The following is a 23,332-nucleotide window of genomic DNA, read 5'->3' on the forward strand; positions in this document are numbered from 1 at the left end:
CGATGCCGGCCGATTCCGTTCGCCGCGTGACGCTGACCGACGCTCCGCCCGTGTTCGACGGCGCGGCGCTGCAGATGCGCTTCGTCGTCGAGGTCGACGGGAAGCCGCACACCTGCGCGATCACGGTCGAGGCGCTCGAGGATCATTTCGGCGCGCGTTCCGCGCTCGAAGCCGATCTGCGCGACGCGTTCGACCGCGGCCGCTCCCGCATCGAGGCCGCGTGCGCGGAAGTGCTCGCCGACGGCAAGGGTGGCGTAGAGCTCCACAGCGGCTACTTCCGCGTGCGCGATAAGGCGGCGGGCAAGACGGCACGCGCCGGGCTGATCCGCTCGCGGAAGTCGTGATTCACGCGGCGCGGGTTGCGCGCATGCAACGCATCGTGCCCCCTTGGCGCGCCATTACACGCCGTTGAAAACTTTGCAGCGGCTCCCGAACGGCCTGCAGTGACACATCGCGCCGGGCGCCGGCTGCTCATGGGGCTTCTTCGTCCCACATACTGGCACGCTCCCTGCGTGTATCCCCGATTGCGGCGCACGATTTGCGCTTGCGCCATCGCGATGCAGCCGCCGTATCGCCCCACGCAGTCAATAGGGAGACAACATGCTGACCGCACATGAATTTGCCGCGCTGTTCCTGGTACACCGCGCGCCGGAACAGATCCGGGCCGACCACGAAGATATTGTCTCGCTGATGGAGCAACACCTGATCGAGATGCATTCAGACGAATCGGGCGCGAGCCGGTTTGCCCTGACGCCGAACGGGCTGTCGATCGTGCAGTGCATGCAGCGGCACGTCGGGCGCGGATTCAGCAGTGCCGACGCATGAGGTCGCTCCGCGTCGCTCAGTGCGCGATCGCGACCGATGCGTTGACCTGCACGACCGGCGTATCGCCGTCGAACGGCGGCGCGTACAGGAAGCGCTCGATCACGCCGGGCTCGAACAGCAGGCAGCAGGTCGAGCCGCCGTACTGGAAACAGCCGATCTCGGCGCCTTTGTCGACGCGCTGCCCCGGCACGACCTCGATCACGCACGACGACACGTCGCCCATCCCGACGAACACGGCCGCGACCGTGCCGATCCCCGGATCGTTGCTCTCGATCGCGACCACCGCGCGCGCGGCGACGGCCGTCATGTAGCCCTGCGAGTCGTTGAGCCCGGCCGGGTCCGGGCCTTCCGCCTCGGCGACCGAGTAGTAGGTGCCGTCGACCCGGTACGCGTGCGTGACGGTGCCGCGCACCGGCACATGCCGGCGGTGATGGTTGTACGCGCTCAGGTACGCCTGGTACAGGTCGCCGCCGGCAAGGGGCGCGGTACGAACGCGGGCAGCAAGGCGCTTGCCCGGCGCGCGGCACCGAACTTGCCGCATTCGGGCGATCGGCTTCCTTCAATCACATCGGAGAGCGAAATGAACGCAGCTTCGAATGCGCGACAGACCCAGGATGCGGCTTCGACGGGCGAGGGCCGCGGCGGCGAGCAGCGAACCGTGGCGCCGACGCGCACGCGGGCACGCGTGCGTGCGACAACGTCGCGCGGCGGCAAGCAGCGGACCGAACACGGCGGCACGAACGAGCCCGAGACGACGAGCGGGCGTGCGGAGACGGGCGACCCGCATTGGGAGGACGACGGCGGCGCGATGCCGCCGGAAGAGTGGTCGTGACGTCGCCGCGCAAAATCGATCATTGACGGCACGTTCCGTGCGCAAACCGATTACGGGCGTACAAAAACGATCATGCGCGGGCCGATTTGCACAAGATCGATTACGTAGCAGGAATCAAGGGGGCAATCATCGGCAACCTGCGCGCCGCTTTCCATCGCTTCCATATTTCGAGTATTATCGAAACATGGAAACGAACCAGACCATCGCCGCACTTGCGGCCCTCGCGCACGAGTCGCGCCTCGCCGTCTTCCGCGCGCTCGTGCAGGCCGGCCCGTCGGGCCTGGCGGCCGGGCAGATCGCGACGCTGCTCGACGTGCCGCCGTCGTCGCTGTCGTTTCATCTGAAGGAACTGGCCCACGCGCAGCTCGTCACGAGCCGCCAGGAAGGCCGCTTCGTGTTTTATTGCGCGAACTTCGCGACGATGAACGGGCTCATCGGCTACCTCACCGAGAACTGCTGCGGCGGCAATCCGTGCTCGCCGGCTTCCGCCTGTTCGACCTCCTGTTCCGACCCAACGTAAGCACACGTTCACGCCCCCGCCGATGACCACCAACGTCCTGATCCTCTGTACCCACAACTCCGCGCGCAGCGTGCTCGCGGAGGGCATGCTCAACCACTGGGCCGCGAAGCTCGGCCGCGACGTGCGCGCCTACAGCGCCGGCAGCGCGCCGAGCGGCCGGCTCAATCCGTTCGCGCTGGACGCGCTGACGCGCGCCGGCGTCGACGTCACCGGATACCGCAGCAAGAGCTGGGACGAATTCGTCGGCGACCACGCGCCGGAAATGCGCATCGTCATCACGGTATGCGACAGCGCGGCCGCGGAGACGTGCCCGTACTGGCCCGGCAGTCCGGTGAAAGTCCATTGGGGCTACGCCGATCCGTCGAACGCGGCGGGCGGCGATGCGGGCAAGCAGCTCGCGTTCGAACTGACGCGCGAGGCGCTCGGCTTCCGGATGCTGCAGCTGCTCGCGCTGCCGCTCGAGCGCATGAGCGACACCGAACTGCAGGCGGCATTGGTCGCCATCTCCCGTAACTGAGCGGTCGCACGGCGGCATGCGTGAACCGGCGTGCCGCGTGCCTTTCTCCAGCCCGAATCCTGTCCGATGAACACATCCAACGTCATCCCGCCTCGCCACGCCGCTGCCAGGCCCGCGATCAACTTCTTCGAACGCTACCTGACGGTCTGGGTCGCGCTGTGCATCGTCGCCGGCATCGCGCTCGGCCAGGTGCTGCCCGGCCTGTTCCAGCGGATCGGCCGCATCGAGTACGCGCAGGTCAACCTGCCGGTCGGGCTGCTGATCTGGGTGATGATCGTGCCGATGCTCGTGAAGGTGGACTTCGGCGCGCTGCATGAAGTGCGCCAGCACGTGAAGGGGATCGGCGTCACGCTCGTCGTGAACTGGCTCGTCAAGCCGTTCTCGATGGCGTTGCTCGGCTGGCTGTTCATCCGGCAGCTGTTCGCGCCGATGCTGCCGGCCGACCAGCTCGACAGCTATATCGCCGGCCTGATCCTGCTGGCCGCCGCGCCGTGCACGGCGATGGTGTTCGTGTGGAGCCGGCTCACGGGCGGCGATCCGCTGTTCACGCTGTCGCAGGTCGCGCTGAACGACAGCATCATGGTGATCGCGTTCGCGCCGCTGGTCGGGCTGCTGCTCGGGATGTCCGCGATTACCGTGCCGTGGGCGACGCTGCTTACCTCGGTGGTGCTCTACATCGTGATTCCAGTGATCCTCGCGCAGATCTGGCGCAAGCGGCTGCTGCGCAACGGACAGGCCGCGTTCGATGCCGCGATGGCGAAGATCGGCCCGTGGTCGATCGCCGCGCTGCTCGCGACGCTCGTGCTGCTGTTCGCGTTCCAGGGCGAAGCGATCCTGAAGCAGCCGCTGGTGATCGCATTGCTCGCGGTGCCGATCCTGATCCAGGTGTTCTTCAATGCGGCGCTCGCGTACTGGCTCAATCGCGCGGTGGGCGAGAAGCACAACGTCGCGTGCCCGTCCGCGCTGATCGGCGCGTCCAATTTCTTCGAGCTCGCCGTCGCGGCCGCGATCAGCCTGTTCGGTTTTCACTCCGGCGCGGCGCTGGCGACCGTCGTCGGCGTGCTGATCGAAGTGCCGGTCATGCTGCTGGTGGTGCGCATCGTGAACCGGTCGAAGGGCTGGTACGAGCGTGCCTGAGCCAACCACGGAAATCCATTCATGACTGACCGACTGACCGATCTGCCGCAACTCGATCCTGAACTCTTCCGCGTGCCGGACGCGAGCTGCTTGCGGCCGGCATCGCCGTCCACCCATCCGCCGCGTCTTCTGCTGCTGTACGGCTCGCTGCGCGAGCGTTCGTTCAGCCGGCTGCTGGTCGAGGAAGCCGAGCGCCTGCTTACGGCGATGGGCGCCGAGGTGCGCGTGTTCAATCCGAGCGGCCTGCCGCTACCCGACGATGCGCCGGAGAGCCATCCGAAGGTCGTCGAACTGCGCGAGCTGGTGCTGTGGTCGGAAGGGATGGTGTGGTGCTCGCCGGAGCGGCACGGCGCGATGACGGGGATCATGAAATCGCAGATCGACTGGATTCCGCTGTCGGTCGGCGCCGTGCGGCCGACCCAGGGCAAGACGCTCGCGGTGATGCAGGTCAGCGGCGGCTCGCAGTCGTTCAACGCGGTGAACCAGATGCGCGTGCTGGGCCGCTGGATGCGCATGCTGACGATCCCGAACCAGTCGTCGGTGGCCAAGGCGTTCATGGAATTCGACGAAGCGGGGCGGATGAAGCCGTCGGCCTATTACGATCGCGTCGTCGACGTGATGGAGGAACTGGTCAAGTTCACGCTGCTCACGCGCGACATCGGCCCGTATCTGGTCGATCGGTACAGCGAGCGCAAGGAAAGCGCGGAGGCGTTGTCGAAGCGGGTGAATCAGCGCGGGATCTGAACCGTACCGGTGCCGCCGAACCAATCGGGAGTCGATGTCATGCAACTTCGCTCTGCAGCGTTGGCCGACCTGGCCGCGATCGAGGCATTGCTTCGCGCGTCGAACCTGCCTGTCGCGGGTGTCGCGGAGCACCTCGGAAACTTCATCGTGCTCGCCGATCCGCCTGACGTGACCGGATGCGGCGGTATCGAATATTACGAAGACTTCGCGTTGATTCGGTCGATTGCCGTCGCATCGCATGCGCAAGGGAACGGCCTCGGTCGCGCGATCGTTGCGCGGCTGATCGCGGCGTGCCGCGCTCGCGCCGTCCGGTCGATCGGGTTACTGACGACGACCGCGGAAGACTATTTCACCGGTTTTGGTTTCGTGCCCGTTGCCCGCGAGGATGTCCCGCGGCCGCTGCTGGCGTCGAGCCAGTTTCAAGGCGTATGTCCGGACGCGGCCACGGCGATGTTGTTGGCGTGTTGAGCGGACTTGCTGGAACGCAGCGAGAAGGTGGGTCTCGGGTGCCACCCGTCTTTGCACCAAATCGATTACGGCTGCGGGCCCTTCGTATCGGTTGCCACGAGCACCGCGACCGGCAATGCCGCAAGACACCGATCGAGCCGCATCGTGCCGTCCGGCGCCTCGATACGCACCAGTAACCGAGGGCCGTTCCGGCGAGTTCGTCGGTTCGCATCGGCAAGCTCCATGAGGTTCCGTCAGGCCGGGGCGCTCAGCGCGCAAGCGGCGTGCCCGGTGTTGCACGCATCCTCGCGACGAGCGGATAGTGATCCGACGCGTGCCGCGCGCGCACGCTGCGATGTACGTTGACATCGACCAGCAGTTCACCCGGATGGATCCAGATACGGTCGAGCGAAAACACCGGGTACAGCGTCGGGAACGTGCGCGGCGCCGGTGCGCGGCGGAACCGCGTGACGAGCGCCTGCAGCGCGCGGCCGCGCACGAACCACGCGTTGATGCCGCCCATCAGGATCACCGGCATCGCGCCGGTGCCGAACGCGGCGAGCAGCCGCTGCACGTGCGCGCTGCGTTCGTTCGCCGACAGCCCGAGGTGGGTCACGACCACGCGCAGCGTGCCCGCGCCGCTGTCGGGATCGCCGTGCGCGGCCACGATCTCGTGGATGCCTTGCGCGATCGTCGCGGACGCGTTGGCGATCCTGATCCGGTCGAGCCAGCCGCATTCGGCGTGATGACACGCGAGCCACGCACGCAGCGCGCCGACCACCTGGCTGGTCGTGAGCCACGCGCCGCCGCGCATGCGCGCGGCCAGCTGGCTCGTCACGAGGTAGGAGAGCAGGTCGGTCTGGGTCACGCGAGACTCCTTGTCGAGGTGTCGGGATGACAGGTCCGCACACCGGCGATGCTTTGCAGCGCCTCGCAGATCGCCGCAAATTCCGCGCCGCTCGTGCGCGAGAACGACACCGAGATGTCGTCGGTATCCGGATCGTCGTCCGACTGCTGGACGATGAACCGCTTCACGCGCACGCGGCCGGTGCCGAGCGTGTCGTGCAGCGCGCCGAGCGTCAGGCCGCCGCGCTCGACGACGAGCCGCAGCGTGCGCTGCTGCCGCTGCGCGATGAAGCGGTGCTCGAGCGGCTTCACGCCCGCGAGGATCACGAGCACGATCGCCGTCGCGCCGAGCGCCGCGACATACATGCCGCCGCCCGCTGCCAGACCGACGCCCGCCACCGCCCACAGGCTCGCGGCCGTCGTCAGCCCGCGCACGACTTCGCCGCGCAGCAGGATCGAGCCGGCGCCGAGAAAGCCGATGCCCGATACCACCTGCGCGGCGACCCGCGACGGATCGAGCACGACGCCGTTCTGCCCGCGCACATCCTCGAAGCCGAACGTGGAAACCAGCATCACGAGGGCCGAGCCGACGCACACCAGCATGTGCGTGCGCAATCCGGCCGCCCAGTTGAGCCGCTCGCGTTCGAGTCCGATCACGCTGCCGAGCAGCGCGGCGAGCAGCAGGCGTCCGAGGAGTTCGATATGGCCGATCATCGTGGCCTCCTTATTTTGTCGGGTGTTCTGGAGCGTTCGATGCTCAAAAGGGACGCAAGGCGCGTGCCGGGCCGGCCGATACCGGGCACGGCGCGTGCGCACGGGGCCCGCGGCGCGCGCGGCGATCATGCGGCGCGCATTTTTTGCATCGCCATCGCAGATAAGTACAAGGGGGCCAGGATGCAACATCAACCGGACGCACAGGTTCGCGACCCGTATCGCGGTCACGAGATTCGCGTATGGGCGCGGTGCAACGAACGCGGCGCGTGGGACGTCGAGGTGCAGGTGTATGTCGACGGCGCGCGCATCGAGCTGATCGTGCCGGAGCCGGCCGGTCTCGAATGGCCGACCGAGGACGAGGCGCTGCGGGCGGGCGTCGAGCGCGGGCGCTATCTGGTGGACAAGCGGGTCGACGACGATTGAGCCGGCGCGATCCGGCCGGCGCGGCGCTTGCGCATGTTCGCGGCCGGACGATCGGGAACTGTCCGGACGCGGGTCCGAAGGGACTGAATCCGACGAAGGGGGGCGGCGATCCGGGCGATGCGGGTCAGGCGAATGGCCTACGGCCGCGCCGCAATCTCGTCCAGATGCCACAGCAGATCCGCCGGATCGTCATACACGCGCAGCGCGCCCGCGCGTTCCAGCTCGTCGCTGCCGTAACCGCCCGACAGCAACCCGACGCCCAGCGCACGGCAGCGGCTCGCGGCGAGCATGTCCCAGATGCTGTCGCCGACCACGACCGTATGCTCGATCGGCACGTTCAGCTTCGCGGCGGCGGTCAGGAACAGGTCGGGGTCCGGCTTCGCATACTTGACCTGGTCGCGCGTGACGACCACGTTCCTCGCCGGATCGACGCCGAGCGCTTCGAGATTGATCGCGGCGGTTTCCATCCGTCCGCTCGTCGCGATCGCCCAGCGGATGCCCGCGTTCGACAGCGCGGCCAGCAGCTCGCGCGCGCCCGGCAGCGGCCGGACCTGCGCGCGCAGCCGCTGGTATGCGGCCGCATGCAGCCGAGCGAGCCGTTCGACGCGCTCGGCGTCGATGTCGCCGGCCGTCTCGCGCAGCAGCTGGTTCAGGAACAGGCCGCCGCTCATCCCGATCTTGCGGTGGATGCGCCACACCGACAGCTCGATGCCTTCCGCATCGAGCGCTTCCTTCCACGCGAGCACGTGCTGATAGACGCTGTCGACGAGCGTGCCGTCGAGATCGAACAGAAACGACGTTTCAATGCGCATGTGAATCTCCTGGCCCGATGGTGTTCGGGCGAATCGTCCGTCAAACCCAATTCGTCACATTATCGGCGCATGGCCGTGTCATCGCCATGTCGCGGCGATGCGGCCCGCCACGGCGTGTCATATGCCGCTGGTACAATCGCGCCGATGCGCCGGGCCGGCTGCCCGCGCACCCAACCTTCGTCGAATTCCCGTATGGCAACCCCGGACGCCGTCAGTTCCGAACAGTCGTGGTGGGGCGTTCTGGCCCTGGCACTCACTGCCTTCATCTTCAATACCACCGAGTTCGTGCCCGTCGCGCTGCTGAGCGCGATCGGCGACAGCCTGCAGATGCAGCCGACCGCCGTCGGCCTGATGCTGACGATCTACGCGTGGGCCGTCGCCGTGGTGTCGCTGCCGCTGACGTTCGTCACGCGTCACGTCGAGCGCCGCAAGCTGCTGAGCTGCGCGTTGCTGGTGTTCGTCGGCAGCCATGTCGTCACCGGCGTCGCGTGGAATTTCACGGTGCTGATGATCGGCCGGCTCGGCATCGCGTGCGCGCACGCGGTGTTCTGGTCGATTTCCGTCCCGCTGGCCGTGCGCCTCGCGCCGAGCGACCGGAAAAGCCGCGCGTTGAGCCTGCTCGCGATGGGCTCGGCGATCGCGATGGTCGCCGGCATTCCGCTCGGACGCGTGATCGGCGAGGCGCTCGGCTGGCGCGACACGTTCCTCGTGATCGGCGGCGCGGCGGCCGTCGCGCTGCTATTGCTGCGCGCGACGTTGCCGACACTCCCCAGCCAGGGCGCCGGGTCGCTGTCCAGCATCGGTACGTTTCTCAGGAAGCCCGCGCTCGTGACGCTGTATGCGATCACCGTGCTGGTCGTATCCGCGCATTTCACGTCGTACACGTACATCGAGCCGTTCGTGCAGAGCGTCAATCATGCGAGCAGCAGCCGGATTACCTACGTGCTGATCCTGTTCGGCGTCGCCGGCATGCCGGCCGCGATCTGCTTCAACCGCGTGTTTCCGGAGCGGCCGGCCGACTTCCTGCTCGCGTCGATCATCGCGTTGTCGGCCTGTCTGCTGATCCTGTTCCCGAGCGCGCTGAACATCGTCACGCTGTCGGTTCACACGCTGGTGTGGGGCGGCGCGATCGTCTGCTTCGGTCTCGCGATGCAGGCGTGGGTGCTGAAGCTGGCACCGGAGGCGACCGATCTCGCGGTGTCGATCTTTTCCGGGCTGTACAACGTCGGGATCGGCGCCGGCGCGCTGCTCGGCAACCATATCGCCGGAGCGTTCGGACTGCCGTGGATCGGCACGTTCGGCGGGGTGGTCGGAATCTTCTCGGCCGGGATCGCGTGGGCCGCGTTGCGGCTGCACGAGCGGCGGGCGTTGGCGTAGCGTGCCGCTTCATCCGCCATGCCGGCGATAACGCCGCGATCGCGGCGTCAACCCGTCGTGCTCCACGGCCGCGGCGCTGGATCCGCGTTGCCGCGCACCTCGTTCGGCGTCGTGCCGGTCCAGCGCTTGAATGCATGCCGGAAACTCGCGGCGTCGCTGAATCCCAATACCGATGCGATGTCTTCGGTGCTCAACGCGGTCGTGCCGAGATAGTCGATCGCCAGTGCCCTGCGCACGCCCGTCAGCAGTTCGTTGTAGGACGTGCCCGCGGCGTCGAGCTTGCGGCGCAACGTCCTTGACGTCATGTGCAGGGTGCCGGCGATCGCATCGATGTCCGGGAATCTGCCGGGGATGCGCGTCAGTTCGTCGTAGACACGCAGCGTGATTCCGGAGCGATCCTGGAGTTCGTCGAGCAGTTGCGCGCAGTGCCGCGAGACCTGGGCCGCCGTGATCGGGTGGGCAAGCTGCGGCGCCCTCGACAGCCACGCGGCGGGATAGCTCAATGCATGGCATTCCTGATCGAATGCAACCGGACAGTCGAGCGCTTCGGCAAGCAGTGCCGCATGGGCCGGTTGCCTGCATGCAAACCGTGCGCGGACCGGCACGCACCACGATCCCATCACGTCCTTGACGAAAGTCGCGTGAAGCACGAACTGCATGTCGAGCAGGAACGCGTACAGCCGCGCGTCGAGTTCGGGCAGCGCCACGTCTTCGCGGGCGGGGAAATGCCAGGACGCCAGATCGTCTTCCATGCCCCAGCGAATGCCGAGCAGGCCGTTCGCGAGCCGGTGGAACCGGACCGCCGCATCGAACGCCTCCCCCAGCGTTTCGGCGCACAGCGTCGCATACCCGTACATCCCGTAGCTCGACGCATGCAGCAACCTGCCGACCCGCACACCCAGGTCGGAGCCGGGATAGTACCGGAGCGCATTGCGCACGGCCGTCAGGAATTGTTGCGCCGACGTGAGCGTGAACGGGTTCGACACGTCGTTCGGATCGAGGTCGGTCCCGGTGAGCACCGCGGACGTGTCGAGTTCCAGATGCGCCGCGACTTCCATCAGCGCCGCGAGCTTCGACGGGGACGCGCGCTTTTCCGACAGGGTGGCCAGATCGACGGGCGACGACGGCAGGCCGGCGCCAGGGCCGGCTTGCGTCGGGTTCAATCGCATGGTGCTGCTGCTCATCCTTGCATCTGGTCGTCGGTTCTCGTCGCGGCCCGGAATCGGGCAATGCCGTGCATCGATGCGCCGCAGGCTGCGTCCGCAGTGACGACGTTACGGCAATCCGCCGGTTCCGTGTGGTAGCGAACGCGGACAATTTTCGCGTCCGTTTCAAACATTTCCAAAGCCCCGGTCGGCCGCCATAGTGGCGGCACGACACGGCCGGCATACGCGCCCGTGTCGAGAAAATAAATATGGAGATACCGCTCGATGAAGTCGATGAAACTGGCGGCGGCTGCCGCCATGCTGGTTGCGAGTGCGGCAGCGCATGCGCAGTCCGCGGGAAGTAACGTGATGGGAATGGGGTGGTTGAGAATCGCCCCTCAAACCTCGAGCGATCCGCTTGAAATCGGCGGGCACGCCGTGCCCGATACGGGCGCGAGCGTCGATAACGCCGACACGCTCGGTATTACGTTTACACATTTCCTGACCGACCATGTCGCCGTGGAGACGGTCGCCGGCATTCCGCCGAAATTCCAGTTCTCGGGCACCGGTGTGCTGTCGTCCGCGGCGATCAATCCGCTCGGCGATGTTCGCCAGTGGAGTCCGGCGCTGCTGCTGAAATACTATTTCGGCCAGGCGGATGCCCGATGGAGACCCTATCTCGGCATCGGCGTCAGCTACATCTGGTTCACCAATGCGCATGTCGGTCCCGCGTTCCAGCAGGCGTTGAGCGCGCAATTGACGCACGGCGCGACGACGGGCCTGTCGACGAGCGCGGACGTCGACAGTGCATGGTCGCCGGTCTTCAACGCGGGACTGAATTGCCAGTTCAACAAGCATTGGTCGGCCGGGCTGTCAGTCTCGTACCTGCCGTTCGGAACGAAAGCCAATTTGACCACCCGGCTGCCGAACGGTGCCGTGGTCAAGAGCGTCGCGAAGATCACGCTGGATCCGCTCGTCACGCTGGTATCGGTGAACTACGCATTCTGACCGGACGGTGCGACGGCGGCGATCCGGGCGCGATGCCGGTCCGGTTTGCAAGGATGAGGCAGGGCGGCGGCGTGGCCGCCATCGCTACATGCGAATCCCCGCACGTCGCACGTCGCGCCCGGCATAACCCGCTTGAGCACCGTCTTGATTTGCTCAACCAAGGTGCTTTCTGCTATTTGCCGATCGTTGTTTCATTTGACGCCATCTCCCTGGCGTCGTGTCCGCCCATTCCCGGAAGGCACGGTAGAACGAGTTTGTATCCTGGTATCCCAAGAGCCAAGCTACTTCCTGGATATCCAAAGCGGGGTCCGACAGCAGTTGCATGCCAAGCTCCTGACGAGCATCGCCGATGAGCGCACGGAACGTCGTGCCTTCCGCTGTGATCCGACGCTGTAAAGTGCGTTCGCTCATGCCGATCTCGCGAGCGACACTGGCGATCTCGGGACGGCCGCTCGGCATAATCCGCTTGAGCACCGTTTTGATTTGCTCCACCAACGTGCTTTCCGCTTCCAGTTCGCCCATCGCTTGCGCAAGGGCGGGGGCTAGCATATTCAACAGCTCCGGGTTGTGATGGATAAACGGCCGATCAAGATCGGCGGAAGCCAGAACGAACCGGTTTTGTGCCGCCCCGAAACGGATGGGGCAGTCGAAGTAGGTGCCGTGCAAGTCCATGACGGGGCCGGCCCGCTTGAACTCAACCGCGACGGGGGCTAGATTTTGACCCGTTCCTCGCCGTCCCAACTCAATCAGCATTGCAAAGCTGGCATCGACTGAGAGATCAGGCTCCGGCTCCGTGCCCGGCGGCCATTCGATCGTGATCGAGACCCGGCCGTTCTTCTCGTCGCAATGGAGCTTATCGGGGCTGCAAAGCCGCTTGAATCGTATAACCCTCGCCAGACCATCACGATAATTTTCGGCATAGGTCGCGGCGAGGAACGCAAGCTTATGCGTTGCGGTGCTGGTGTCACGAACCATCTTGATGCCGAAGCTTGCATCACCTGACAGCAATTCGATGGCTCGCCAAATTGCGAACAGCTGAGCGGTGCTGATGCTCGCCGCTGCATCGTGGCGGAGCATGACAGGAAGACCGGCCGCGCTAAGGACCGCCTCGGCGCGCAGTCCTTGTAGCTCAACGGCTCGCCAGAAGGCCTCCGGCACTTTGCAACGTTCCCCGCGAACATCCTTCATTGAGTTTCCCTTCGATGGCGCCATGTGCAATCAAGGGCTTCGACTGCCTGGTCCCCGCCCACATCGAAGATTCCTCGCGAACGCGAAGAAACCCTTCGCTGCGCCCGTGCTGGATAGAGGAGGCCGTCCGCTCAGCGAGGATTTGATCGCAACTTTCGTCTGCAATCGCGCAATGGACCGCACTGTATTCGCGATTGGCGTACTCCGCAAGTTATCTGGCGTGTCAAGTCGATGCGACCATGCGGTCAATGTTTTATCTTTGTCCCGTCACCCACGTAGCGGGCGGAATGTCCAGAGGAGAGTAACCATGCAGGCGAGAGAGCGTAACGGAGCAAAAGATTCGGTTCGGATGAGTGGAACGTTGCCACTGACCTTTTACACCAACCCCAACTCCCGCGGCCGCATTGTGCACTGGATGCTCGAAGAGGCAGGGTGCGAGTACGAAACGGTTGTGCTCGATTACGAACGCTCCAGCGAGGCGGACCGATGGGGTGGCGCAGCGCTCGCGCGTTCGTATGACGTTTTTGACGAGCGCAGTCGTTTCTTCACGGAGGTAAACCCGATGGGCAAGGTGCCCGCGATCGTGCATCACGGCCGCGTGATAACCGAAAGTGCTGCCATCTGCGCGTACCTCGCCGAGACCTTCCCGGACGCAAGGCTGGCGCCCACTGCAGCGGAGCGCGCTGATTATTACCGGTGGATGTTTTTCGCTGCGGGACCGCTCGAGCAGGCTGTCACCAACCATCGAGCCGGGTTCGTGCCGGCTGCGGAGCAGGAGTTCTTCTTCGGCCACGGCAGCTATGAGCGCACGGTGGACCAACTCGAACGCGCAGTGCGTTCAAGCACTTTCATTGCCGGAGAGCGATTCACTGCAGCCGACGTCTACGTCGGATCGCATATTGGCTGGGGTCTGGGGCTCGGGACGCTGCCCAAGCGTGACGCCTTCCTGGAGTATGTTGGCAGGGTTACCCAGCGAGATGCCTTTCAAAGGGCTGCCGCCAAGGGTGAAGCGCTGCTTGCTCTTCCAGATAGCTCACCCGTCTAGCCCATATGCGCTCGACCATACTGGCAGTGCGCCACAGTGCAGGACTCTGGATTCGGCGCCGATAACGGCCGCCGAGGGTCTACCCGCCTCGCGACCGCCGTGCGCAGCTTACCGAGATCGATGGCCGCGACCATCGCTGATCCGAGGATCGGGTGCTGGCGTGCGAGCGGTCGGCAGGAATCGGCGGATGTAAAGATTCTCGAACCGGTAAAGCCGCCGTCTCTACCACCAGCGAAGACCCTCCAGCCGCCGCTGAAGGCCATTCAGTGCCCCGGCCGTTTATGTCGCCGCCGGAGTGAAAGGCTGATGGGATGGACTACGCCTGCCGCCGATTCCTGTCGGTGCTCAAAGGATGCGATTGCTCTTTGGCGAGCGGCTCTTTTGCGCAATCCTGCGGACGGTCAGTTTGACGAATCGAGCGTCGCTTCCTGGCCGAACTCGGCCGGCCACCGCCCAGTGACGCGCGTCAGGCGCAAATCACCCGGTTCGGCCATTCGGTCTTAAGCAGCGAACGGCCGATTTCAGGCCGGCATAAGTCAGCCACCCTTATCGAAGCGCCCTCGGGCCCTTCAGCGGACGCTTGCTATCGATGATGGCTTTTGCTTCGTCAATGGCGGCATCCAACGCCCAGTCTTCGCGACGATAGCCTTCTTCCTCAAGACATTGAACCGGAATTTGCGTGGCGGGCTGAGCATCAGTGTCGTTCGGGATAAGCACGAAGCCGTGGAACCCGAATATCTGCAAATCCGCCCCTCCGACGCCATGTTTCGGCAGCGTTTGAACTGAATATTCAAAGCCGTTGTGCGTGTTCTCGGCGCGGGCCATGTTCGTCTCCAGCGTGGTCGTCATCGGATCCTAGCACTAACGAACAGGGTGCGACTGCAACGCGACCGAATGCTGCTCCCGCTATCTGCGGACCGGCTGCTCGCGCGTGGCTATTGGAGATTGCCCTCCCGGCGTCAATGGCCATTCCGACTGCAGAAGTGTTTCACGATTGAAGCGTTTCCCGCGGTTTCGCTAACCTTCTCAAGGCAATGCCGATGGCCGGCGCCAGCCACGCAGTCTGCTCCGGCACATGGCGCGCTACATGCGTGGTTTTTCAATTGCGCGATGCAGTGCCGCCGGATGGCGTGCGTCATCGCTGCTCGGACCGCATGCGGTGCCCATGGGTCAGATTGGTCATTACGTCAGGAGGGAGCCGTATATGAAGAACAAGTCTTGCACAATTGCGATCCTGGTCATGGGCGTGTGCCTGAACATGTCGGCGGCGTCGAGTGCGCCAGTGGAACAGGCACTCGTGGTTACTCCTGACAAGATCCAGTGGGTGAATCTGCCCGGATACGCCGACGCCAAACTCGCCGTCATCGAAGGAGAAATGGGTAAGAAGGGGCCACTTACGTTCCGGATCAAATTTCCGGCCGACACGAAGGTGCCTGCTCATTTTCACCCCGGAGTCGAGCGGACGACGATCCTTTCCGGCACGTTCAACTTGGGCATGGGTGACAAGCTGGATCCAGAGAAGACCACGCCGCTCGGCCCGGGCAGCATGGTTATCATGCCGCCCAAGATGCACCATTTTGGCTGGACCAAGGAGGAAACCGTCATTCAGGTCAACGTAACCGGGCCATGGGGTATCACCTACATTGACCCGGCCGACGATCCCAGAAAGAAATGACGCTGTGTCGCCGGATCCGCATAGCGCGGGGGCGCCTCGCGCTATGTGTCATGGATCGTTGAGTGGGTTCATTGCGTTACAACCCGCCTTTGCAGGCACCTTTCCCAGCGCGGTGGCCTGTCGGCGCGAAGGGCCGCGATCGTGCGGTTCGGCGGTCTGTTTCGGGCCCCGTGAATGACTCGTGTCAACACGCAAGCAGGCGGTCGCAAGCCGTTTTCGAGCGGCTCAAACTGGCCGGTAGCCGCCTCTCGCCCCGTCGCCGACATCCAACCGGCCGGCGAACTTCGACTGATCCCGTGCGGGCCGCCGGTACACTCGGGTTGCCAAAGCAACCTTGCCCGGTCACATGAGCACGCAACCCGCAGCAGCACCTGCAACCGTCACCCCAATGATGCAGCAGTACCTGCGCCGTGATTGTTGCTGCACCGCCAGAATGAACCAGCCGAGCCTGTTTGGCGGGAAGGGCCATGCCGGAGCGCGACACGAACCGGCTCGATCGTGATCGAGACGCGTACCGTTCGCATGTGCGGCAGAACACGTCCGCCTTCGACTTTTCCTATGTGTTGCGTTCGGAAAGATCATATGCTGCCTAGACGGGTTGATATCTTCCATCCGCTCGACTTGAGGACAAGGCTGATAAAAAATGATGCTCGGTCCACGAATGCCCTTGATCGCGTTGCTTGCTGCCGCTGGCCTCACCTGGACGTCAGCCTTCGCACAAAGCCAGGATGGCGCCCGTATAGCCATGCAGATTTGTTCCGGCTGCCACGGTGTAGGCGGGCGTAGCGAATCGCCGATGTTTCCGAAGCTCAATGCGCAGACACCCGAATACATCGAAGCCCAGTTGAAGGGATTCCGCGAGCACGCGCGCGGCGAAAACACCGCCCGCGATTACATGTGGGGTATGGCCGCGCTGCTGGACGCCGGCGCCGTCAAATCGCTGGCAGACTATTTCTCGCACCAGCCGGCAACGCCCGGTGCGACGGGAGATGCCACCTTGATCGCCAGAGGGCAGGAAGTCTTCGAACGCGGCGTGCCGGATAAGGGCGTGCCAGCTTGCGCATCATGTCACGGCCCAGAGGCCCAGGGGGTCGGCATATTTCCGCGGCTGGCCGGGCAACATAAAGAGTATCTATTGCATCAGATCGAGGTTTTCAAAAACGGCACGCGTGGCAATGCGCCCGTGATGAGCGCAGTGGCGCATACCTTGAATGACGAACAGGCCAGGGCCGTGGCGGCCTATCTGCAATCCAGATAGGATTTTCCCCGCATGGCGGGTTGACCGATAGCAACCGTCAGCTTCTGATGGACGAGTCGCATCGGCGACGAGCGTCGATATCCGCATACCGACCTCCATCCGGCCGTTCGTAGAAACTGCCGCCGAAGTCGAAGACCGGACGACCAACCCCACCGTTTCCCCTCAGGAAAACCCTGATCACCCTCCGGCAGACCGCCGGTTTCAGCCGGATTCCCCACCGCTGAAAGCAGCCGCATCGCACCCCCGCCCAAGCGATACCCCGAACCCGCGCGACCGCGCTCCAGCAAGCTTCTCAGCCCGTACATCTAGCCAAACAAGGTATGGCGCACTGCAATATTCCGCGCCTTTAGCTGCATTTCAATACCTCTCAGGTATCAAAAAACGAGACCAAAAGTATTGGACGGTCCATTTCCCCGCCGCGTATAAATCCGTTCCATGAACTTCCCACACGCAGCGTGCCCCATGTCCTCAGTCACCATCGAACGCATTGAAACCCGCCTCGTCGACCTGCCGACGATCCGTCCGCACAAGCTGTCGGTCGCCACGATGCACGGCCAGACGCTGATGCTGGTGAAGGTGACCTGCAGCGACGGCGTGACGGGCCTCGGCGAAGGCACGACGATCGCCGGGATGGCCTACGGCCCGGAAAGCCCGGAAGCGATGAAGCTCGCGATCGACGCGTACCTCGCGCCGGCGATCATGGGCAAGGATGCGACGCGCATCCAGACGCTGATGGCGTTCCTCGGCAAGCTCGCGAAGGTCAATCATTTCGCAAAGAGCGCGCTCGAAACCGCGCTGCTCGACGCGCACGGCAAGCGCCTCGGCGTGCCGGTCAGCGAACTGCTCGGCGGTCGCCGGCGCGATCGCCTGCCGGTCGCCTGGACGCTCGCATCGGGCAACACGGCGACCGATATCGCCGAAGCCGAACGGATGCTCGACCTGCGCCGCCACAACGTGTTCAAGCTGAAGATCGGCGCGAAGGCGCTCGACGCGGACATCCGGCACGTGGCCGAGATCAAGCGGGCGGTCGGCGAGCGCGCATCGGTGCGCGTCGACGTGAACATGGCATGGAGCGAAACGCAGGCGGCGCGCGCGATTCCGGCGCTCGCCGATGCCGGCTGCGAACTGGTCGAGCAGCCGGTCGCGTCTGCTGCGGCGCTCGCCCGGCTGATGCGCCGCTTCCCGGTCGCGCTGATGGCCGATGAAATCCTGCAGGGCCCGGACAGCGCGTTCGAGATCGCGAAGCATCACGGCGCGGACGTGTTCGCGATCAAGATCGAGCAGAGCGGCGGCCTCTTTGCCGCGCAGCGCGTCGCGGCGATCGCCGATGCGGCCGGCATCGAGCTGTACGGCGGCACGATGCTCGAAGGCGCGTTCAGCACCGTTGCATCCGCGCATCTGTTCGCGAGCTTCGCGAACCTGCAGTGGGGCACCGAACTGTTCGGACCGCTACTGATCACCGAAGAGATTCTCGCGACCCCGCTCGACTACAGCGATTTCGAACTGACCGTGCTGAGCGGCCCGGGTCTCGGCATCGAACTCGACGAAGCGAAGGTCGCGCGCTTCACCCGCGACGGGCTGACGAAAGTCTCCCGCTAACCCGCGCTAACCCGATTACGTATCAGGACATCACGATGCTTTTCCACGTACGCATGGACGTCAACCTCCCGGCCGACATGCCGGCCGGGGTGGCCGACGAGATCAAGACCCGCGAGAAGGCTTACTCGCAGGACCTGCAGCGCAGCGGCAAGTGGCGCCATATCTGGCGCATCGCCGGCGAGTACGCGAACTACAGCGTGTTCGACGTGTCGGGCAACGCCGAGCTGCACGAGATCCTGACCGGCCTGCCGCTGTTCCCGTACATGAAGATTTCGGTGACGCCGTTGTGTCGCCACCCGTCGTCGATTCACGACGGCGACGTTTGAGCCACGGAGCCGCTTCTTCCGCGACAGCGAGCACCCCGGGTCACTTTTCCCCTAATACACGTGGAGACACCATCATGAGCGTCAAAGTTTTCGATACGAAGGAAGTGCAGGATCTGCTGAAGGCCGCGTCGAACGCGAGCGCCAACGGCACCAGCGGCGGCGACGCGCGCACGCAGCAGGTCGTGCTGCGGCTGCTCGGCGACCTGTTCAAGGCGATCGACGATCTCGACATCACGCCCGACGAAGTGTGGGCCGGCGTGAACTACCTGAACAAGCTCGGCCAGGACGGCGAAGCGGCGCTGCTCGCGGCCGGCCTCGGTCTCGAGAAGTATCTCGACATCCGGATGGACGCCGAGGACGAGGCGATCGGCCTCGACGGCGGCACGCCGCGCACGATCGAAGGCCCGCTGTACGTCGGCGGCGCGCCGGTGCGCGACGGCGTCGCGAAGATCGACCTCGACGCGGACGAAGGCGCGGGCCCGCTGGTGATCCACGGCACGGTCACGGGGCTCGACGGCAAGCCGGTGGCCGGCGCGCTGGTCGAGTGCTGGCACGCGAACTCGCACGGCTTCTATTCGCACTTCGACCCGACCGGCAAGCAGAGCGAGTTCAACCTGCGCGGCGCGGTGAAGACGGGCGCGGACGGCAAGTACGAATTCCGCACGCTGATGCCGGTCGGCTACGGCTGCCCGCCGCAGGGCGCGACGCAGCAGCTGCTCGACCGCCTCGGCCGTCACGGCAACCGCCCGGCGCACGTGCACTTCTTCGTGACCAGCGACGGCCACCGCAAGCTGACGACGCAGTTCAACATCGACGGCGACCCGCTGATCTGGGATGACTTCGCGTATGCGACGCGCGAGGAGCTGATTCCGCCCGTCACCGGCAAGACCGGCGGCGCCGCGCTCGGGCTGAAGGCCGACGCGTACCAGGACATCGAGTTCAACCTCGTCCTGACGCCGCGCGTCGAGGGCAAGGACAACCAGATCGTCGAACGCCTGCGCGCTTCCGCCACGGCATAACCGCCCGACGGCACGGCGGCGCGCCTGCGCCGCCGCCGGCCGGGTCCCCGCGAGATTCAATCGATACCGATGCGAGCGTGCTTGCAGGACCCGGCACGCGCACAGGAGGAACCAACATGTCCGCCACGATCGACCACACCACCGAACTGGACCACCTGCTCGCCACCGCGGTGCAGGACGACAAGGAGGCCGGCGTCTTCCGCTGCCGCCGCGACATCTTCACGAACGAGGCGCTCTACGAGCTCGAGATGACGCATATCTTCGAGCGCAACTGGGTGTACCTCGCGCATGAAAGCCAGATCCCGAACAACAACGATTACTACACGACGTGGATCGGCCGCCAGCCGGTCGTCATCACGCGCGACAAGACCGGCGAGCTGCACGCGGTGATCAATGCCTGCGCGCACAAGGGCGCGATGCTGTGCCGCCGCAAGCACGGCAACAAGGGTAGCTTCACGTGCCCGTTCCACGGCTGGACCTTCTCGAACACCGGCAAGCTGCTGAAGGTGAAGGACGAGAAGACGACCGAGTATCCGGTGCAGTTCAACACGCATGGCTCGCACGACCTGAAGAAGGTCGCGCGCTTCCAGAACTATCGCGGCTTCCTGTTCGGCAGCCTCAGCGACGACGTGCTGCCGCTCGAGGACTACCTCGGCGAGGCGCGCGTGATCATCGACCAGATCGTCGACCAGGCGCCGGACGGGCTCGAAGTGCTGCGCGGCAACTCCTCCTACATCTACGAAGGCAACTGGAAGATGCAGATGGAGAACGGCTGCGACGGCTATCACGTGAGCACCGTGCACTGGAACTACGCGGCGACGATGGGCCGCCGCAAGGAAGAAGGCACCAAGGCCGTCGACGCGAACAGCTGGAGCAAGTCGGTCGCGGGCGTGTACGGCTTCGACAACGGCCACATCCTGCTGTGGACCAAGACGATGAACCCAGAAGTGCGGCCGGTGTATCAGCACCGTGAAGAAATCAAGGCGCGCGTCGGCGAAGTGCAGGCCGACTTCATCGTGAACCAGACGCGCAACCTGTGCGTGTACCCGAACGTGTTCCTGATGGACCAGTTCAGCACGCAGATCCGCGTGGTGCGTCCGCTCGGCGTCGACAAGACCGAGGTCAGCATCTTCTGTTTCGCGCCGAAGGGCGAGAGCGAGGCCGACCGCACGACGCGCATTCGCCAGTACGAGGATTTCTTCAACGTGACCGGGATGGGCACGGCTGACGACCTCGAGGAATTCCGCGCATGCCAGGCCGGCTACGCGGGCATCACGGCGATGTGGAACGACCTGTCGCGCGGCGCGCCGCTGTGGATCGACGGACCGGACGAGAACGCGAAAAAGATGGGGCTGAACCCGCGCATGTCGGGCGAGCGCAGCGAGGACGAAGGGCTGTTCGTGTGCCAGCACGAACACTGGGTGCACGTGATGCGCGATGCGCTGAAGAAGGAACGCAGGGAGGTGGAGGCATGAACATCGATTACCGGACCATTTGCGCGGCGCTGTACCGCGAAGCGCGCCTGCTCGACGATCGCGAGTGGGACGAATGGCTGACCTGCTACACGGAGGACGTCACGTACTGGATGCCCGCGTGGGATGACGACGACCGGCCGACCGACGATCCGCACAGCCAGATCTCGCTGATGTACTACGCGGATCGCGGCGGCCTCGAGGATCGCGTGTTCCGGATCAAGACCGAGCGCAGCGGCGCGTCGACGCCCGAGCCGCGCACCAGCCACAACGTGACGAACGTCGAGGTGCTGGCCGAGCGCGACGGCGAGGTGGACGTGCGCTACAACTTCCACACGCTGAACCACCGCTACCGCGTGACCGATCACTTCTTCGGCACGATGTTCGTCACGCTGCGCCGCTCGGGCGACGCGCTGCTGATCTCGAACAAGAAGATCGTGCTGAAGAACGACTATATCCGGCAGGTGCTCGACGTGTACCACGTCTGACACCGATTGTTTCGACAAGTCACACAGGGAGACGATGTCATGTCCACCTACAAGATTGCACTGAACTTCGAGGACGGGGTCACCCGCTTCATCGACTGCAAGGCCGGCGAGAAGGTGCTCGACGCCGCGTTTCGCGCGAAGATCAACCTGCCGATGGACTGCTCCGACGGCGTGTGCGGCACCTGCAAGTGCCGCGCGGAAAGCGGCAGCTACGACCTCGGCGACGACTACATCGACGACGCGCTCACCGAGGACGAGAAGGACGGCGGCCTCGTGCTGACCTGCCAGATGGTGCCGCAAAGCGATTGCGTGATCGCGGTGCCGACGTCGTCGGTTGCCTGCAAGACCGGGCACAGCGCGTTTGCCGCGACCGTGACGAAGGTCGAGCCGCACAACGACGCGGCGATCGTGCTCGAGCTCGACGTCGACGCGGCCGCACCGGCGTTCCTGCCGGGCCAGTACGTGAACATCGGCGTGCCGGGCAGCGGCCAGCACCGGTCGTACTCGTTCTCGTCCGCGCCGGGCGACACGAAGGTCGGCTTCCTGATCAAGAAGATTCCGGGCGGCGTGATGAGCACGTGGCTCGAATCGGCCAAGCCCGGCGACACGCTCGAACTGAACGGGCCGCTCGGCAGCTTCTACCTGCGCGACGTGGCGCGGCCGCTACTGTTCCTCGCGGGCGGCACGGGCCTCGCGCCGTTCCTGTCGATGCTCGAGGTGCTCGCGCGCAGCGGCTCGCAGCAGAAGGTGCACCTGATCTACGGCGTGACGCGCGATCTCGACCTGGTGCTGGTCGACGCGATCGAAGCGTATGCGGCGAAGCTGCCGAACTTCAGCTTTGCGACCGTCATCGCCGATGCGGCGTCGAGCCACGAACGCAAGGGCTGGGTCACGCAGCACATTCCGGCCGACGCGCTGAACGACGGCGACGTGGATGTCTACCTGTGCGGGCCGCTGCCGATGGTCGACGCGGTGCGCCAGTACTTCGACGATCAAGGCGTGAAGCCCAACAGCTTCCACTACGAGAAGTTCACCCCGAACGTGACGGCAAAGGCGGCATGACCATGCAACGATTCTCCGGAAAGGTGGTCGTCGTCACCGGCGCGGCGCAGGGCATCGGCCGCGGCGTCGCGCTGCGCGCGGCGGCCGAGGGCGGCAAGGTGCTGTTCGTCGATCGCGCGGACTTCGTGGCAGAGGTGGCCGCCGAGGCGCCGGGCGGCAACACGGCCGGCTTCGTCGCCGATCTCGAGACCTACGACGGCGCGCACGCGGCGATGGCGTGCGCGGTCGCGACGTTCGGCCGGATCGATGTGCTTATCAACGGCGTCGGCGGCGCGATCCGGATGCGGCCGTTCGCCGAGTTCGAGCCCGAGCAGATCGATGCCGAAATCCGCCGCTCGCTGATGCCGACGCTCTACAGTTGCCACGCGGTGCTGCCGCATCTGCTGGCCGGGGGCGGCGGCACGATCGTCAACGTGTCGTCGAACGCGACGCGCGGGATTCGCCGCGTGCCGTATTCGGCCGCGAAAGGCGGTGTGAATGCGCTGACGGCGGCGCTCGCGATGGAATACGCGGAGCATAACATCCGCGTGGTCGCGACCGCGCCGGGCGGCACCACGGCGCCGCCGCGCCGCGTGCCGCGCAATGCGGCCGGCGACAACGCGCAGGAACAGGCGTGGATGGCCGAGGCGGTGCGGCAGGTGACCGAGTCGACGTTCTTCAAGCGCTACGGGACCCTCGACGAACAGATCGCGCCGATCCTGTTCCTCGCCTCCGACGATGCGAGCTACATCACCGGCACGGTGCTGCCGGTCGCGGGCGGCGATACGGGCTGAGCGGCGCGCCTGCCGATTCGCGTGCTTCCTCTTACGTGCGCGCGCCGCAGGCAGGCGTGCGTGCCACGACCATCGAACAA

The 23,332-nt window shown here is 65.3% G+C and carries 27 protein-coding genes and 3 pseudogenes; 21 read left to right on the forward strand and 9 right to left on the reverse strand.

Features of this window, described 5'->3' with window-relative positions:
• The first annotated feature begins 2 nt into the window (after nt 1-2).
• Nucleotides 3-344 (forward strand): DUF1488 domain-containing protein, encoded by a 342-nt coding sequence (locus DIE23_RS10460; RefSeq protein ID WP_124612055.1) that lies wholly within the window; start codon nt 3-5, stop codon nt 342-344.
• Nucleotides 345-600: 256 nt separating this feature from the next.
• Nucleotides 601-825, forward strand: coding sequence for a hypothetical protein (locus tag DIE23_RS10465; protein WP_124612056.1), 225 nt, complete (start codon nt 601-603; stop codon nt 823-825).
• A 16-nt stretch (nt 826-841) separates the two neighbouring features.
• Here the strand turns inward: DIE23_RS10465 and DIE23_RS10470 are convergent.
• Nucleotides 842-1,297, reverse strand: a pseudogene (locus DIE23_RS10470) (phosphatidylserine decarboxylase); the annotation flags it as partial.
• Between the two features lie 108 nt (nt 1,298-1,405).
• Between DIE23_RS10470 and DIE23_RS10475 the strand changes: the two are divergent.
• From DIE23_RS10475 to arsN2, 6 genes are all read left to right on the forward strand, one after another.
• On the forward strand, nt 1,406-1,657 hold the full coding sequence (locus DIE23_RS10475) for a hypothetical protein (protein ID WP_124612057.1): 252 nt from the start codon (nt 1,406-1,408) through the stop codon (nt 1,655-1,657).
• Between the two features lie 184 nt (nt 1,658-1,841).
• Entirely contained in the window at nt 1,842-2,177 is a 336-nt protein-coding gene (locus DIE23_RS10480; protein ID WP_124612058.1) for a helix-turn-helix transcriptional regulator, read from the forward strand.
• A gap of 22 nt (nt 2,178-2,199) precedes the next feature.
• Nucleotides 2,200-2,694 (forward strand): arsenate reductase ArsC, encoded by a 495-nt coding sequence (locus DIE23_RS10485; RefSeq protein WP_124612059.1) that lies wholly within the window; start codon nt 2,200-2,202, stop codon nt 2,692-2,694.
• A 66-nt stretch (nt 2,695-2,760) separates the two neighbouring features.
• Nucleotides 2,761-3,831 (forward strand): ACR3 family arsenite efflux transporter, encoded by a 1,071-nt coding sequence (gene arsB, locus DIE23_RS10490; RefSeq protein WP_124612060.1) that lies wholly within the window; start codon nt 2,761-2,763, stop codon nt 3,829-3,831.
• A gap of 21 nt (nt 3,832-3,852) precedes the next feature.
• Nucleotides 3,853-4,575 carry an arsenical resistance protein ArsH gene (gene arsH / locus DIE23_RS10495; protein WP_124612061.1) on the forward strand — a complete coding sequence of 241 codons (723 nt, stop codon included), beginning with the start codon at nt 3,853-3,855 and terminating at the stop codon, nt 4,573-4,575.
• A gap of 60 nt (nt 4,576-4,635) precedes the next feature.
• Nucleotides 4,636-5,043: an arsenic resistance N-acetyltransferase ArsN2 gene (gene arsN2 / locus DIE23_RS10500; RefSeq protein ID WP_260436028.1), complete on the forward strand. Its 408-nt coding sequence runs from the start codon at nt 4,636-4,638 to the stop codon at nt 5,041-5,043.
• A 247-nt stretch (nt 5,044-5,290) separates the two neighbouring features.
• On the opposite strand, the pseudogene DIE23_RS39480 reads toward arsN2, so the two are convergent.
• The 3 genes and pseudogenes from DIE23_RS39480 to DIE23_RS10510 all read right to left on the reverse strand — a co-directional run.
• Nucleotides 5,291-5,668: pseudogene (locus DIE23_RS39480) on the reverse strand (endonuclease/exonuclease/phosphatase family protein); the annotation flags it as partial.
• A pseudogene (locus tag DIE23_RS39485) lies at nt 5,660-5,890 on the reverse strand (hypothetical protein); the annotation flags it as partial. The pseudogenes DIE23_RS39485 and DIE23_RS39480, both read right to left, overlap by 9 nt.
• Nucleotides 5,887-6,582, reverse strand: coding sequence for an MgtC/SapB family protein (locus DIE23_RS10510; RefSeq protein ID WP_124612063.1), 696 nt, complete (start codon nt 6,580-6,582; stop codon nt 5,887-5,889). The pseudogene DIE23_RS39485 and the gene DIE23_RS10510, both read right to left, overlap by 4 nt.
• Before the next feature lie 180 nt (nt 6,583-6,762).
• Here DIE23_RS10510 and DIE23_RS40705 point away from each other — a divergent pair, with 180 nt between their 5' ends.
• Nucleotides 6,763-7,005, forward strand: a complete 243-nt coding sequence (locus tag DIE23_RS40705; protein ID WP_124612183.1) for a DUF6566 family protein — start codon at nt 6,763-6,765, stop codon at nt 7,003-7,005.
• Between the two features lie 137 nt (nt 7,006-7,142).
• Here DIE23_RS40705 and DIE23_RS10520 read toward each other — a convergent pair whose 3' ends face one another.
• Complete coding sequence (locus DIE23_RS10520; protein WP_124497714.1) at nt 7,143-7,817, reverse strand: HAD family hydrolase; 675 nt, start codon at nt 7,815-7,817, stop codon at nt 7,143-7,145.
• A 192-nt stretch (nt 7,818-8,009) separates the two neighbouring features.
• Between DIE23_RS10520 and DIE23_RS10525 the strand changes: the two genes are divergently transcribed.
• Nucleotides 8,010-9,194, forward strand: a complete 1,185-nt coding sequence (locus DIE23_RS10525) for a sugar transporter (RefSeq protein ID WP_124612064.1) — start codon at nt 8,010-8,012, stop codon at nt 9,192-9,194.
• A gap of 47 nt (nt 9,195-9,241) precedes the next feature.
• Here DIE23_RS10525 and DIE23_RS10530 read toward each other — a convergent pair whose 3' ends face one another.
• Together DIE23_RS10530 and DIE23_RS10535 are read right to left on the reverse strand one after the other, a co-directional pair.
• Nucleotides 9,242-10,378, reverse strand: coding sequence for an AraC family transcriptional regulator (locus DIE23_RS10530; RefSeq protein WP_124612065.1), 1,137 nt, complete (start codon nt 10,376-10,378; stop codon nt 9,242-9,244).
• On the reverse strand, nt 10,375-10,659 hold the full coding sequence (locus DIE23_RS10535) for a hypothetical protein (protein WP_124612066.1): 285 nt from the start codon (nt 10,657-10,659) through the stop codon (nt 10,375-10,377). Before DIE23_RS10535 ends, DIE23_RS10530 begins: the two co-directional genes overlap by 4 nt.
• Here DIE23_RS10535 and DIE23_RS10540 point away from each other — a divergent pair.
• On the forward strand, nt 10,658-11,347 hold the full coding sequence (locus DIE23_RS10540; RefSeq protein ID WP_260436038.1) for an OmpW family protein: 690 nt from the start codon (nt 10,658-10,660) through the stop codon (nt 11,345-11,347). The genes DIE23_RS10535 and DIE23_RS10540 overlap by 2 nt on opposite strands.
• A gap of 153 nt (nt 11,348-11,500) precedes the next feature.
• On the opposite strand, the gene DIE23_RS10545 is transcribed toward DIE23_RS10540, so the two are convergent.
• Nucleotides 11,501-12,535: an AraC family transcriptional regulator gene (locus tag DIE23_RS10545; protein WP_124612067.1), complete on the reverse strand. Its 1,035-nt coding sequence runs from the start codon at nt 12,533-12,535 to the stop codon at nt 11,501-11,503.
• Nucleotides 12,536-12,842: 307 nt separating this feature from the next.
• Between DIE23_RS10545 and DIE23_RS10550 the strand changes: the two genes are divergently transcribed.
• Nucleotides 12,843-13,580, forward strand: coding sequence for a glutathione S-transferase family protein (locus DIE23_RS10550; RefSeq protein WP_124612068.1), 738 nt, complete (start codon nt 12,843-12,845; stop codon nt 13,578-13,580).
• A gap of 546 nt (nt 13,581-14,126) precedes the next feature.
• Here the strand turns inward: DIE23_RS10550 and DIE23_RS10555 are convergent.
• Nucleotides 14,127-14,429 carry a hypothetical protein gene (locus DIE23_RS10555; RefSeq protein WP_124612069.1) on the reverse strand — a complete coding sequence of 101 codons (303 nt, stop codon included), beginning with the start codon at nt 14,427-14,429 and terminating at the stop codon, nt 14,127-14,129.
• Nucleotides 14,430-14,784: 355 nt separating this feature from the next.
• On the opposite strand from DIE23_RS10555, the gene DIE23_RS10560 reads away from it, so the two are divergent.
• From DIE23_RS10560 to benD, 9 genes are all read left to right on the forward strand, one after another.
• Nucleotides 14,785-15,255, forward strand: coding sequence for a cupin domain-containing protein (locus tag DIE23_RS10560; protein WP_124612070.1), 471 nt, complete (start codon nt 14,785-14,787; stop codon nt 15,253-15,255).
• A gap of 661 nt (nt 15,256-15,916) precedes the next feature.
• A complete protein-coding gene (locus DIE23_RS10565; protein ID WP_260436039.1) occupies nt 15,917-16,513 on the forward strand; it encodes a cytochrome c in 597 nt (198 codons plus the stop codon).
• Nucleotides 16,514-16,975: 462 nt separating this feature from the next.
• Entirely contained in the window at nt 16,976-18,112 is a 1,137-nt protein-coding gene (locus DIE23_RS10570) for a muconate/chloromuconate family cycloisomerase (protein ID WP_124612072.1), read from the forward strand.
• A 35-nt stretch (nt 18,113-18,147) separates the two neighbouring features.
• Nucleotides 18,148-18,438, forward strand: coding sequence for a muconolactone Delta-isomerase (catC, locus tag DIE23_RS10575; protein WP_059602461.1), 291 nt, complete (start codon nt 18,148-18,150; stop codon nt 18,436-18,438).
• A 74-nt stretch (nt 18,439-18,512) separates the two neighbouring features.
• Complete coding sequence (gene catA / locus DIE23_RS10580; protein ID WP_124612073.1) at nt 18,513-19,457, forward strand: catechol 1,2-dioxygenase; 945 nt, start codon at nt 18,513-18,515, stop codon at nt 19,455-19,457.
• A 116-nt stretch (nt 19,458-19,573) separates the two neighbouring features.
• Nucleotides 19,574-20,932 carry a Rieske 2Fe-2S domain-containing protein gene (locus DIE23_RS10585; protein ID WP_124612074.1) on the forward strand — a complete coding sequence of 453 codons (1,359 nt, stop codon included), beginning with the start codon at nt 19,574-19,576 and terminating at the stop codon, nt 20,930-20,932.
• Nucleotides 20,929-21,417: a benzoate 1,2-dioxygenase small subunit gene (gene benB, locus DIE23_RS10590; protein WP_124612075.1), complete on the forward strand. Its 489-nt coding sequence runs from the start codon at nt 20,929-20,931 to the stop codon at nt 21,415-21,417. The genes DIE23_RS10585 and benB overlap by 4 nt, the downstream gene beginning before the upstream one ends.
• Before the next feature lie 39 nt (nt 21,418-21,456).
• Nucleotides 21,457-22,479, forward strand: coding sequence for a benzoate 1,2-dioxygenase electron transfer component BenC (benC, locus tag DIE23_RS10595; protein ID WP_124612076.1), 1,023 nt, complete (start codon nt 21,457-21,459; stop codon nt 22,477-22,479).
• Nucleotides 22,476-23,252, forward strand: a complete 777-nt coding sequence (gene benD / locus DIE23_RS10600) for a benzoate diol dehydrogenase BenD (RefSeq protein WP_124612077.1) — start codon at nt 22,476-22,478, stop codon at nt 23,250-23,252. The genes benC and benD overlap by 4 nt, the downstream gene beginning before the upstream one ends.
• The last annotated feature ends 80 nt before the right edge of the window (nt 23,253-23,332 follow it).

It is taken from the genome of Burkholderia sp. Bp9143, from assembly GCF_003853645.1.
Lineage (GTDB): Bacteria > Pseudomonadota > Gammaproteobacteria > Burkholderiales > Burkholderiaceae > Burkholderia.

Coding starts and splice junctions, on each gene's coding strand:
- benD (WP_124612077.1), top strand. CDS start 22,476: ATGACCATGCAACGATTCTCCGGAAAGGTGGTCGTCGTCACCGGCGCG.
- DIE23_RS10550 (WP_124612068.1), top strand. CDS start 12,843: ATGCAGGCGAGAGAGCGTAACGGAGCAAAAGATTCGGTTCGGATGAGT.
- catA (WP_124612073.1), top strand. CDS start 18,513: ATGAGCGTCAAAGTTTTCGATACGAAGGAAGTGCAGGATCTGCTGAAG.
- DIE23_RS10480 (WP_124612058.1), top strand. CDS start 1,842: ATGGAAACGAACCAGACCATCGCCGCACTTGCGGCCCTCGCGCACGAG.
- DIE23_RS10460 (WP_124612055.1), top strand. CDS start 3: ATGCCGGCCGATTCCGTTCGCCGCGTGACGCTGACCGACGCTCCGCCC.
- DIE23_RS10545 (WP_124612067.1), bottom strand. CDS start 12,535: ATGAAGGATGTTCGCGGGGAACGTTGCAAAGTGCCGGAGGCCTTCTGG.
- DIE23_RS10530 (WP_124612065.1), bottom strand. CDS start 10,378: ATGAGCAGCAGCACCATGCGATTGAACCCGACGCAAGCCGGCCCTGGC.
- DIE23_RS10565 (WP_260436039.1), top strand. CDS start 15,917: ATGCCCTTGATCGCGTTGCTTGCTGCCGCTGGCCTCACCTGGACGTCA.
- DIE23_RS40705 (WP_124612183.1), top strand. CDS start 6,763: ATGCAACATCAACCGGACGCACAGGTTCGCGACCCGTATCGCGGTCAC.
- DIE23_RS10570 (WP_124612072.1), top strand. CDS start 16,976: ATGTCCTCAGTCACCATCGAACGCATTGAAACCCGCCTCGTCGACCTG.
- DIE23_RS10525 (WP_124612064.1), top strand. CDS start 8,010: ATGGCAACCCCGGACGCCGTCAGTTCCGAACAGTCGTGGTGGGGCGTT.
- DIE23_RS10585 (WP_124612074.1), top strand. CDS start 19,574: ATGTCCGCCACGATCGACCACACCACCGAACTGGACCACCTGCTCGCC.
- DIE23_RS10520 (WP_124497714.1), bottom strand. CDS start 7,817: ATGCGCATTGAAACGTCGTTTCTGTTCGATCTCGACGGCACGCTCGTC.
- benB (WP_124612075.1), top strand. CDS start 20,929: ATGAACATCGATTACCGGACCATTTGCGCGGCGCTGTACCGCGAAGCG.
- DIE23_RS10540 (WP_260436038.1), top strand. CDS start 10,658: ATGCTGGTTGCGAGTGCGGCAGCGCATGCGCAGTCCGCGGGAAGTAAC.
- arsB (WP_124612060.1), top strand. CDS start 2,761: ATGAACACATCCAACGTCATCCCGCCTCGCCACGCCGCTGCCAGGCCC.
- DIE23_RS10475 (WP_124612057.1), top strand. CDS start 1,406: ATGAACGCAGCTTCGAATGCGCGACAGACCCAGGATGCGGCTTCGACG.
- catC (WP_059602461.1), top strand. CDS start 18,148: ATGCTTTTCCACGTACGCATGGACGTCAACCTCCCGGCCGACATGCCG.
- arsH (WP_124612061.1), top strand. CDS start 3,853: ATGACTGACCGACTGACCGATCTGCCGCAACTCGATCCTGAACTCTTC.
- DIE23_RS10535 (WP_124612066.1), bottom strand. CDS start 10,659: ATGGCGGCAGCCGCCGCCAGTTTCATCGACTTCATCGAGCGGTATCTC.
- DIE23_RS10465 (WP_124612056.1), top strand. CDS start 601: ATGCTGACCGCACATGAATTTGCCGCGCTGTTCCTGGTACACCGCGCG.
- DIE23_RS10485 (WP_124612059.1), top strand. CDS start 2,200: ATGACCACCAACGTCCTGATCCTCTGTACCCACAACTCCGCGCGCAGC.
- benC (WP_124612076.1), top strand. CDS start 21,457: ATGTCCACCTACAAGATTGCACTGAACTTCGAGGACGGGGTCACCCGC.
- DIE23_RS10560 (WP_124612070.1), top strand. CDS start 14,785: ATGAAGAACAAGTCTTGCACAATTGCGATCCTGGTCATGGGCGTGTGC.
- DIE23_RS10510 (WP_124612063.1), bottom strand. CDS start 6,582: ATGATCGGCCATATCGAACTCCTCGGACGCCTGCTGCTCGCCGCGCTG.
- DIE23_RS10555 (WP_124612069.1), bottom strand. CDS start 14,429: ATGACGACCACGCTGGAGACGAACATGGCCCGCGCCGAGAACACGCAC.